Raw genomic sequence first — 9,550 nt, forward strand, 5'->3', positions numbered from 1 at the left:
GCTGGGCGGCCGGTTCCCGTGCGGGAACCGGATCGCGGCGCACGGATCCTCGGTCGGTACTGGTCGGAGAACGCCCCGCGCGGGCGGGGATGCCGTCGCTCAGGCAGGGGCGGAGACGGTCAGCTCATGGCCCTCTGGGAGCGTGATGACGAATTCCGTCCGCCCCCACGGTTGGCGCGTCGGCTCCCCGTCGACCCGGGCCCCGGCGGCGACGGCCCGGCGGTGCAGGGGGCCGGCCGCGGTGGCGACGTCGAGGTGGAGCCGCACCGGGCTCACCCGCTGCCGGCGGCCGACGGCCGCGAGACGGAACCGGGGCCCGGCGCTCCACGGCGTCAGGGCGACCTCGGCGAACTCCGGCGGCTCGCCGATCGCGAAGCCGGTGCGGGCGCCGAGCGCGGCGCCCAGCAGGGCGAGAGTGGCGGCGACGTCCCGCACGGGCAGTTCGGCGATGACGCCCAGGGTCGTCCTGGGCTCCTCCTCGCGTGGCCTGCCCAGGACGACGGCCTCGTGGGGGCCGTCGCGGTGGGCGTAGTGCTGGGCGATGCGGGCGCGTTCGCTCAGGCCCGCCCGCGCGGCCACGGCCAGGGAGCGGTGGTTGGCGGCTTCGACCCACGCCTCGACCCGGTCCAGGCCGAGGTCGCCGAGGGCGTGGCCGACGACGGCCGTCGCCGCCTCCGTGGCGTAGCCCCGGCCCCAGGCGTCCTTGCGCAGCAGCCAGGTCAGCCCCGGCACCTCGACCTCGCCCAGGAGCCCCGCCATGCCGAGGGCCTCGCCGTCGGCCGTCCGGACCGTCCACAGCCGGGCGCCGCTCCGCCCGGCGCAGGAGGCGAGGTGGCGCTCGGTGTCGGCGACGTCGGCGCAGACCGGTCTGGTCCACCAGCGCATCACTTCCCCGTCGCCGTACGCGCGGTGCAGCTGCCCGGCGTCGGCGGCGGGGTCCAGCGGCGTCAGGGTCAGCCGGGCCGTGCGCAGCGTCGTGTCGTGTGCTCGCATGTCGTCAGCCACCGGGCCGCTTCCCCACGGTCCAGCCGTCGGCGGAGAGCCGGGCGCGGCTGGTGCTCGTGTCGGTCACGGTCGCCGCGAGGCTGTGGCCGTCGGCGGGTGCGCTCCCCGGCAGCATGATCTTGCAGCGGCGGGCCCAGCCGGGGCCGTGCGGGTCGCGCGTGCTCAGGTACAGGAACCGGGCGCCGCGCGTGCCGTGGACGAAGGGGCCGGAGAAGTCGAGGGCTTCGCCGCCGGCGCCCTTGCCGGCGCCCGCCGCGCGGAGCTTCACGTCGACTTCGTAGCGCGTCGTCGCGTCGGGCAGCACCCGGCCGGGCAGCAGCTCGCCGGACTTGTCCTGCAGTCCGACGTCACCGGTGGTCCCGGCGTCGCGGGGCGGTGCGGGGAGGGTGAGGAGGATGCGGAGGGTCCTGTCGTCGCCGGCCGCCGTCATGGCACCAGGTCGAAGTCGTCGGGGGCGGCGAAGCCGAGGTCTTCGCGGCAGAACCGCTCCCACTCCGGTGTCACCGCGTCGAACACGATGTCTTCCCCGTGCCAGATGGACCGGGTGACGGTGAGGTCGTGGTGGAGGTAGAACACCGTGGCCGCGCCGTCCTCCTCCAGCCCCTCCTCCTGGTCCTCTGGGTCCTCTTGGGCGCTGTCTCCGCGCTCCTCCCATGCGGGGTAGCGGGCGAGCTCCGCCACCGGGTAGGCGCGGCAGTACGGTTCCCAGGTGCGGCGCGGCGCCGGGCCGGTGCCGCTCGCGGCGTCCTCGGCGGCGCGCAGCTCCCGCGCGGCGTCGAGGTGGCCGGCCGCCAGGGCGATCTCGTAGGGCGTGCGCGCCTCCCGTCCCACCGCGCCGGGCGCCGCCCCGGCCGCCAGCAGGGCTCGTACGGCCTCGACGTCGCCCCGGCCGGCCGCCCAGTCCAGGGCGCTCCAGTCGTCCTCGTCCCGGGCGGACAGGTCCGCCCCGGCGGCGACCGCCGCGTGGAGGGCCTCCAGGTCGCCGTTCCTGGCCGCTTCGACGGGCGCCGGGGCCGTCGCGCTGTCTCCCATGCCTGATTCCTCTCCGTCTTTCTCCGGTGCCGTCCGGACGGGGTACGCGGACGGTCGCGTGCGCGGTGTGCCGGCTCGGCGCCGCTCAGTGCTCGGCGGCGAAGTGGACGCAGTTCCCGGCCGGGTCGCGCACCGCGAACTCGCGGCCCGCGGGGGAATCCGTTACCTTGGTCATGGCCGGGCCGGAGGCGTCCGCGTAGTCGGTGGAGACCACCCGTGACCACTCCTCGTGCAGTTCGTCGAGGCCCACGACCTCCACCCACGCGGAGGTGTTGTCCGCGACGACCTGGTGTTCGGTCCGGCTGATGAAGAGCTGCACATCGCCGCGGTGGATGCCCGCGAAGCCCTCGTCCGCGAAGTCCTCCTCGAAGCCCAGCGTGCCGACCCAGAAGGCGACGTCGGCCGGCACGTCGAGGGCGGTCAGCACCGGGATGGCACCCGTGAATTTCACCATGACGGATCCTTTTCGGAATTTCTCTGACGTACGGGTGGGAAATCGTCTTCCACTTATCAGGAATTCAAGCTTCTCCGGCTCCGGCACATCCCGGGACATGAATGCTGCACACGGCACGGAAAGTCACGCTCTGTTATGTGTGGAGAATTTTTTCATCGTAGCATAAGCGACCGTCACGCAACTCGACTGCGGATGCCCCGACTTCACGCAGATGACGGTGGATCAGGCTCGCGGTGCTGCGGTCCGCGAAGAGCCTGACCGCGTCGTCGTCGATTTCCACCCGGCCGATACCCTGCCGCCGCATAAAGCCGACGACGCGCTCCTCGAAGGACGCGCGGTCCGCCAGGATCGCGTCCCGGGTGTGCTCGTCGAGGGCGGGGTGGGTGACGTCCAGGAGCAGCACGACGCGGGGCTCGGTGCCCTCGTGCCGGACCTCGTGCTCGAAGGAGTCGTCGAAGACGAGGCACCTGCCCTCCTCCCAGTGCAGCCACTCCTCCCCGACCCGCATGACGGGCCCCTCGGGCACCTTCAGTCCCAGGTGCACCCGCAGCCGGGCGTTGGTGCCGCCGCAGTGCGGCACGATGTGCGTCCCCGGGTACAGCCAGGAGAGGGTGGCGACGCCGCTGCCCGCGTGCGCGGCCTCGGGGATGCCCTCGATGACCGCGGCGGTGACCGGGAACCGTGCGCAGGCGTCGTCGAAGCGGTGGCCCGCCTCGTAGAAGGTGACCTGCTCCCACCGGCCCTTGCCCAGCAGCGGCTCCTCGACCGGCAGGAAGCCCTGGCCCGCCGGGTCGGTGACCGCGTCCAGCTCCGCGCGGATCGCCGCGTGGTTCTCCTGGAGGTGGGCGGTGAACCAGAACGCGGACGGGTCGTACACCGGTCGCGGGGGGATCGAGGGGAGGTAGTGCACGGGGCGCTGCGCGGGGTGGCGCCACACCCCCTGCTCCACGGCGAGCGCGGCGCAGCGGCGCGCCGCGTCGTGGTCGCCCTCGGCTTGCAGGGCGTTGATCAGCTCGGTGTAGCGGGTGCGCACGTCCTGGGACCTGCGGGGGGCGGGGTGGGTCATGGGCAGCTCCTGTGGGCCGCGCGCCTCAGGCGCGTTCGGGCGCCAGGCCATGGGCCATGGTGTGGGCGAGGTGGGTGATGTAGGCGCGGTGGATGGAGGACCGTTCCAGGCGGAGGCTGTGGCCGGTCTCGACGAACCGGCCGCCGCAGCGCTCCAGGAGGTCGAACCAGCGGGTGACGTACGGGGTGGCCCGTACGTCCGCGAAGTCCAGTCCGGTCAGCCTGCGGAAGCGGGCGTAGTCGACTCCTTCCCTGGTCATCAGGGCGCCGCCGATGGGGGCCGTCAGCCGGTCCGGTTCGTCGGTGGTGAACCGGTGGGCGTGGGTGAAGTCCCGGGGGGCGAGCAGGTACTGGGCGTACTTGCTGTTCTCGTTCCACAGCAGGTGGTGCCCGATGATGGATTCGGCGCCGCTGCCGAAGCCGATCTTGTCGCCGGCCAGGTCGTACTTGTAGTTGCCGTCCTGGTCCTCGTGGCGGGCCTCACGCACCCAATAGCCGTGGCAGTACTCGTGGTAGCCGGCCTCGCCGAGCACGTCCATGGCCAGCTCGTAGGCGTCGATCATGCTGTGCCGGTCCTGGGCCTCGGTCAGCGCGCGGTCGAGCTGCATCGCCATGACGGTCCTGGGGGTGGCGCGGTAGGGGTAGACCGACACGTGCGGCGGGTCGAGCGTGAGGACGGTGCGCAGGGTCTCCTCGAAGGATTCCCTGGCCTCGCCGGGGAAGCTGGAGATCAGGTCCACGTTGAACTCGTCGATGCCGGCGCGGCGGAGCATGGGCAGGGCCGCCAGGGCCTGTTCCCTGGAGTGGGCCCGGCCGGCCTTGCGCAGCTGGTACGGGTTGAGCGACTGCACGCCGACGCTGACCCGGGAGACGCCGAGGCCGCGCATGACGTCGAGGGTGGCGGGGTCGAGGTCGTTGGGGGTGGTCTCCACCGACCACTGCCGCAGCCCGGACAGGTCGAACGCCTCGTCCAGCGCCCGGTGGACGGCCGTCATCTCCGCTCCGGTGAGCCGGGTGGGCGTGCCGCCGCCCCAGTACATGACCTCGGGGCGGTAGCCGAGCCGGGTCAGCTGGGGGCCGTAGAAGCGGATCTGGTCGCACAGGGCCTTGACGTAGGGGGAGCGTTCCTCGCCGGTGCTGCGGAGCCTGCTGACGGGGATGTCGGTGACCCAGTCGCAGAAGTGGCATTTGGAGGAGCAGAACGGCACGTGGACGTAGAGGGCGAGTTTCGGCTCGCGTTCTCCGTCCAGTGCTTCGCCGATCGCGTCGAGGAGCCGGCGTGGCCCCATCGCTGTGCTCGTCGGGCTCATCGGGTCCCTCCCTCGCCGCCGGGTGGTGACATGGCGTGGATGCGCCGGATGATGTCGGTCGTCGAGGTGTCGGCGACGGTGGGCATCAGGTGGACGGTGCCGCCGAGCCGTTCCACCAGCGGCGCTTCGGGCAGGGTCGCGCGGGTGTAGTCCCCGCCCTTGACGTAGACCTCGGGGCGCAGGGCCTCGATCAGTGCGAGGGGGCTGTCCTCGTCGAAGGGCACGACCAGGTCCACGCAGCTGAGCGCGGCGAGCACCCGCATGCGTTCGGCCAGGGGGATCACCGGCCGCTGGGCTCCTTTGAGCCGGCGCACGCAGGCGTCGGAGTTGACTCCGACCACCAGCAGGTCGCCCAGTTCCTTCGCCCGGCTCAGGCAGGAGACGTGGCCGCCGTGCAGGAGGTCGAAGCAGCCGTTGGTGAACACGACCCGGCGGCCTCGGCCGGCGGTGTCGAGCAGCCAGTCGGGCAGCGAGCCGGTGGGCCGGACCTTGCCGGTGCCGCCGAAGAGGCGGCGCAGTTCGCCGGCGTCGCACCTGCTGGTGCCGGGGGTGCCGACGACCGTGCTCGCGGCGGCGGCCGCGAGTTCCGCGGCGGCCGAGGAGTCCGCGCCCGCCGCGAGGGCGAGGGTCAGGGCCGCGGTGAACGTGTCGCCCGCGCCGACGGTCGTGCTCGTCGTCGCCCGGTCGCCGCGGGCGTAGGTGCGCAGTGGGGGCCGGTGGTGCTCGAAGAGCATCGATCCGTCGGCGTCCAGGGTGAGGGCGACGCGGTCGGCTCCGGTCAGGCGCAGGAGTTTGTCGCCGAGGAGGGCGAGCCGGTCGGCCCGGGCGGGGCCGGGCGGGGTGCCGGGGTCGTCGAGGAGCCGCAGGGCTTCGTCGTAGTTGGGTTTGACGGCGCTGGCCCGCAGCGCGGCGAAGCGGGCGGGCCACCGGGAGTCGACCACCAGGGTCGGCGGGCACCGGTCGCGGCGCGTGGCGAGCCAGGCGGCCGTCTCCGCTGCGCACACGCCGTAGCCGTAGTCGGAGACGATCACGGCGTCGACGGTGGGCAGGAGGTCCTCGGCGCGTGCGGTCAGCGCGGTCAGGCTGCCGTCGGCCGGGGTCAGGGGCTGCTCGGCGCCCTCGTCGAGGCGCAGCAGCATCTGTCCGTCGGCCATGACCCGGCGTTTGGTCACGGTGGTGCGGGCGGGGTGGCCCGGTACCCCGTCGGTGCCGACGCCTTCCGTGCGCAGGGCCTCGCGCAGCCGGCGGGCGGCCGGGTCCTCGCCCACGGCGGAGAGCAGTACGGGCTCGGCCCCCAGCGCCCGCAGGTTCACGGCGACGTTGGCGGCCCCCCCGCACTGGTGGCGCACGGAGGTAAGGCTGACGGCGGGCACGGGCGACTCGCGGCACAGCCCGGAGGTGGCGCCCCACACATAGGTGTCGAGGATGGCGTCGCCGATGACCAGGACGCGCTGTCCGGCGATGCGGTCGAGGAGGCCGGGCAGGTCGGTGTTCACGCGTCGTGCTCCTCTGCCAGCATCCGGTCGACGTGGTCCGTCATCCCGGCCACGGTGCGGGTCTCGAGCAGCACCCGGATGGACAGCTCGGCGTCGATGAGTTCCTCCACCCGGCTGATGATCTTCATGGCGTGGATGGAGTTGCCGCCCAGCTCGACGAAGCTCTCGTGCGGTCCGACGCTGTCCCGGCCGAGGGTCTCGGCCCAGATCGCGGTGATCTCACGTTCCAGCGCGCGGCGCCTGCCCCGCCGGCCCCGTCCCCCGGTCATGCGTGTGCCGCCCGGCCGCTGATGATGACTCCGGGCATCACCAGGTAGTCGAGTCGGGAGGCCAGCAGGGTGCGGACGGCGTCCTGCGGGGTCTCCACGATCGGCTCGCCCTTGGTGTTCAGGCTGGTGTTGAGCACCATCGGTATTCCTGTCCGGTCCTCGAAGGCGTGGATGAGGTCGTAGAAGGCGGGGGCGTCCGCGCGGGTCACCGTCTGGATCCTGGAGGTGCCGTCGATGTGGGTGATGGCCGGCACCCCCGCCTTGAGGACGGGGGCCGCGCGCAGCATGAAGGGGCTGTCGGACAGCCCGAACCACTCGGTGGCGCGTTCGTTGAGCACGGACGGCGCGAAGGGCCGGAAGTGTTCGCGGAACTTGACGCGGGAGTTCAGCCGGTCCCGCATGGCCGCGTCGCGCGGGTCGGCGACGATGCTGCGGTGGCCGAGCGCGCGCGGCCCGACCTCGCTCGCGCCGTCGTACCAGCCGATGACGGCGCCGCCGGCGATCAGTTCGGCGGCCTTGCCGACGTAGTCGCCGACCTCTTCCACGACCAGCTCCCGGGCGTGGGCGTCCAGGGTCCGTCGCACGGTGTGCCCGGAGTAGCCGCGCACGGAGTACATCAGGTCGGGGTTGGTGTGGTGGCGGCGGGGGTTGCCCAGCACGTGGTGCCAGTGCCACAGGGCCGCGCCGATCGCGGTGCCGTCGTCGCCGCAGGCGGGGTGGAAGTGCATGCGCTCGAACCGCGAGCTTTCGAAGGCGAGCTGGGTGGCGATGGCGTTGAGGGCGGTGCCGCCGGACAGGCAGATGTTCGGCTCGATGCCGTTGCGGGCGCACAGGGGGCCGAGGTCGGCGAAGACCGCGGCCATCTGGCGCTCCAGGCCCAGCTGGATGTAGTGGGCGAGGGTGGCGTTGAGGTGCCGCCCGTCGACCTCGACGGTGCGCGGGTGACAGTCGGCGAGGGCCACCAGCGAGGCGAAGTCGTGGACGGTGTCGGGCAGTTCCTCCTCGGGTTCGCCGTCCGCCGGCCTGCCGTAGGGCGCGAGCCCCATGACCTTTCCCGCTCCGATGATGCTGGAACCGAACATCAGCTCCGCGACGTAGCAGTAGCCGATGTTGGCGTTGAACCACGCGTCGAGATCGCGGCGCAGGGGGTAGAGGCGGCTGCCCCGGCCCACGAAGGCGCGGCAGCCCGTGGGGTCGATGGCCACGGCCATCGAGGAGTCGTAGGGGGAGGTGTAGTAGGCCGTGGCGGCGTGGATGAGGTGGTGGTCGGGGTTGACGGTGCAGGGGATGCGGCGGCCGCGGATGCTCACCTCGTCGTGGCGCTGGTTCACCCAGAATTCCGGCCAGGTCTCCTTGAGGTCCGAGCCGTGCAGCCGGGCCACGTCGGGCGAGTCCATGAGGTGCAGGTTGCAGAGCATGACGTGGTCGACGTCGGCCAGTTCGGCCCCGGCCTGGTCGAGCAGCTCGTCGAGGTCCTCCTCGCGCAGCCCGGGGTGCTTCTTGAGGCGGGAGAAGCGCTCGGTGGTGACGTAGCCGGCGACCCGGCCCGCCCGGAGCAGCACGGCGGAGCCGTCGTGGTTGAAGTTGACGGAGAGGATCGTCCGCACCGGGGGTCGGTCGGCGCTCATGGGGTACTCCTGATCGTCGCGGGGTGAGGGCTCGCCAGCTGGGCCGTCACCGCGCTCCACACCCGCTCCACCGGGAGCTCGGTCAGACACCGCGGGTACGGGCCCGCGGGGCCCCGGTAGGCGGCCACGCAGTCGTGCTCGCAGCGCCGGTCGGCGAGTCGGCCGGGGGCGTGCAGCAGGTTCTGGCACGGCCGGCGCAGGGACACGCCGCGGTGGTGCGGGTAGATCCTGGTCCACAGGAATTCGGTGCCGGTCGGGCCGTAGAGGACGACGGTGGGGGTGCGGACGGCGGCGGCGATGTGCGCAAGGGCGGAGTCGTTGCCGACCAGCAGGTCCGCCTCGGCCAGCAGGTCGACGGTGTGGCCGAGGCCCGCGCCGGCCTCGACGCGCACGGCGGTGGCGGCCTCGGGGGCCTCGCCGAGGACGGTGTCGCGCAGGAGCTCCAGCTCGGCGCGCTCGGCCGCGTCCCCCAGCAGGCACACGGCGGCCGCCCGCCGGGTCACCAGGCGGGCGCACAGCCGGGCGTAGTACCGCTGCGGCCACCGGCGGTTCCAGTGGGGTGCCCCGCCGGGATGCACGGCGACGACGGTCCGGGCCGGGCGGGCCCCGGGTACCGGTGGTGGCCGCCGGGGCAGTTCGGGCAGGACCTCGCCGGGTCGCAGCGGGCCGGGCAGGCCCAGGGCGCCGGCCAGTGCCGTCGCGTGGTCGAACAGGTCGGGGCGTCCCCACAGGGGCGGCGGCAGCCGCAGTGGGCGGGTGATGTGCTCGTCGCCGGGCCGTTGCCGGGGCAGCCCGATGCGCTCGGGTATCCCGGCGGCGCGGGCGTGCCCGGCGTGCAGTCCCACGCTGTCGGGGTCGACGACGCAGCACTGGAAGCGGCGTTCGGCCAGGGTGCGCAGGAAGCCGGGCCACCGGGGGTCGCTCTCGCCCCGGGCCGGGCACGGCAGGACGTCGGTGGCGTAGGTGTGGTGGGTGAGTGCTTCGTGGAAGCGGGTGGCGAGGTCCTCGCCGACGACGAGGGTGACGTCCGCTTCGGGGTGGGCGCGGCGGATGAGTGCGAGGCCGATGTTGCGCTGGATGAGGTCGCCGAGGCCGGGGCCTTGCAGGCGGGCGAAGACGCAGATGCGAGCGGGCTTCGGTGCGCCCATGTTTCCCTCCCTTCCGTGCGGTCCGGGTGGTCGTGACGGGTGGCTCTTTCCCCTGCCCCGCCCCTTCCCGTAACCGGGGGCTCCGCCCCCGGACCCCCGGTCCTCAAACGCCGGACAGGCTGAGTGGTTGCCCGGAACCGGCA

At 73.2% G+C, this 9,550-nt stretch carries 10 protein-coding genes; all 10 read right to left on the reverse strand.

The genetic code is table 11. The features are described 5' to 3' along the window. Window positions 1–99: 99 nt before the first annotated feature. The gene (locus ABZ956_RS29840; RefSeq protein ID WP_361900394.1) at window positions 100–993 is read right to left on the reverse strand and encodes a GNAT family N-acetyltransferase; all 894 of its coding nucleotides are present in this window, start codon (window positions 991–993) and stop codon (window positions 100–102) included. Window positions 994–997: 4 nt separating this feature from the next. Next, window positions 998–1,435, reverse strand: coding sequence for a DUF5990 family protein (locus ABZ956_RS29845; RefSeq protein ID WP_361900397.1), 438 nt, complete (start codon window positions 1,433–1,435; stop codon window positions 998–1,000). Then, window positions 1,432–2,037, reverse strand: coding sequence for an ankyrin repeat domain-containing protein (locus ABZ956_RS29850; protein WP_361900400.1), 606 nt, complete (start codon window positions 2,035–2,037; stop codon window positions 1,432–1,434). Before ABZ956_RS29850 ends, ABZ956_RS29845 begins: the two co-directional genes overlap by 4 nt. 85 nt (window positions 2,038–2,122) lie before the next feature. Continuing rightward, complete coding sequence (gene ble, locus ABZ956_RS29855; protein WP_361900403.1) at window positions 2,123–2,491, reverse strand: BLMA family bleomycin binding protein; 369 nt, start codon at window positions 2,489–2,491, stop codon at window positions 2,123–2,125. A 133-nt stretch (window positions 2,492–2,624) separates the two neighbouring features. After that, window positions 2,625–3,557, reverse strand: a complete 933-nt coding sequence (locus ABZ956_RS29860; protein WP_361900406.1) for an aspartyl/asparaginyl beta-hydroxylase domain-containing protein — start codon at window positions 3,555–3,557, stop codon at window positions 2,625–2,627. Window positions 3,558–3,582: 25 nt separating this feature from the next. Continuing rightward, window positions 3,583–4,866, reverse strand: a complete 1,284-nt coding sequence (locus ABZ956_RS29865) for a coproporphyrinogen-III oxidase family protein (protein ID WP_361900409.1) — start codon at window positions 4,864–4,866, stop codon at window positions 3,583–3,585. After that, complete coding sequence (rfaE2, locus tag ABZ956_RS29870) at window positions 4,863–6,362, reverse strand: D-glycero-beta-D-manno-heptose 1-phosphate adenylyltransferase (protein WP_361900412.1); 1,500 nt, start codon at window positions 6,360–6,362, stop codon at window positions 4,863–4,865. The genes ABZ956_RS29865 and rfaE2 overlap by 4 nt, the downstream gene beginning before the upstream one ends. Further along, window positions 6,359–6,631 (reverse strand): phosphopantetheine-binding protein, encoded by a 273-nt coding sequence (locus ABZ956_RS29875; protein ID WP_361900415.1) that lies wholly within the window; start codon window positions 6,629–6,631, stop codon window positions 6,359–6,361. The genes rfaE2 and ABZ956_RS29875 overlap by 4 nt, the downstream gene beginning before the upstream one ends. Then, window positions 6,628–8,259, reverse strand: a complete 1,632-nt coding sequence (locus ABZ956_RS29880; RefSeq protein ID WP_361900418.1) for a carbamoyltransferase C-terminal domain-containing protein — start codon at window positions 8,257–8,259, stop codon at window positions 6,628–6,630. Before ABZ956_RS29880 ends, ABZ956_RS29875 begins: the two co-directional genes overlap by 4 nt. Continuing rightward, window positions 8,256–9,407 carry a glycosyltransferase family 9 protein gene (locus ABZ956_RS29885; RefSeq protein ID WP_361900421.1) on the reverse strand — a complete coding sequence of 384 codons (1,152 nt, stop codon included), beginning with the start codon at window positions 9,405–9,407 and terminating at the stop codon, window positions 8,256–8,258. Before ABZ956_RS29885 ends, ABZ956_RS29880 begins: the two co-directional genes overlap by 4 nt. Window positions 9,408–9,550 lie beyond the last annotated feature (143 nt).

It is taken from the genome of Streptomyces sp. NPDC046261, from assembly GCF_040646235.1.
Taxonomy (GTDB): domain Bacteria; phylum Actinomycetota; class Actinomycetes; order Streptomycetales; family Streptomycetaceae; genus Streptomyces.

Excerpts from the sequence above, each read along its gene's own strand:
- ABZ956_RS29840 (WP_361900394.1), bottom strand. The coding sequence starts at position 993 with ATGCGAGCACACGACACGACGCTGCGCACGGCCCGGCTGACCCTGACG.
- ABZ956_RS29845 (WP_361900397.1), bottom strand. The coding sequence starts at position 1,435 with ATGACGGCGGCCGGCGACGACAGGACCCTCCGCATCCTCCTCACCCTC.
- ABZ956_RS29850 (WP_361900400.1), bottom strand. The coding sequence starts at position 2,037 with ATGGGAGACAGCGCGACGGCCCCGGCGCCCGTCGAAGCGGCCAGGAAC.
- ble (WP_361900403.1), bottom strand. The coding sequence starts at position 2,491 with ATGGTGAAATTCACGGGTGCCATCCCGGTGCTGACCGCCCTCGACGTG.
- ABZ956_RS29860 (WP_361900406.1), bottom strand. The coding sequence starts at position 3,557 with ATGACCCACCCCGCCCCCCGCAGGTCCCAGGACGTGCGCACCCGCTAC.
- ABZ956_RS29865 (WP_361900409.1), bottom strand. The coding sequence starts at position 4,866 with ATGAGCCCGACGAGCACAGCGATGGGGCCACGCCGGCTCCTCGACGCG.
- ABZ956_RS29875 (WP_361900415.1), bottom strand. The coding sequence starts at position 6,631 with ATGACCGGGGGACGGGGCCGGCGGGGCAGGCGCCGCGCGCTGGAACGT.
- ABZ956_RS29880 (WP_361900418.1), bottom strand. The coding sequence starts at position 8,259 with ATGAGCGCCGACCGACCCCCGGTGCGGACGATCCTCTCCGTCAACTTC.
- ABZ956_RS29885 (WP_361900421.1), bottom strand. The coding sequence starts at position 9,407 with ATGGGCGCACCGAAGCCCGCTCGCATCTGCGTCTTCGCCCGCCTGCAA.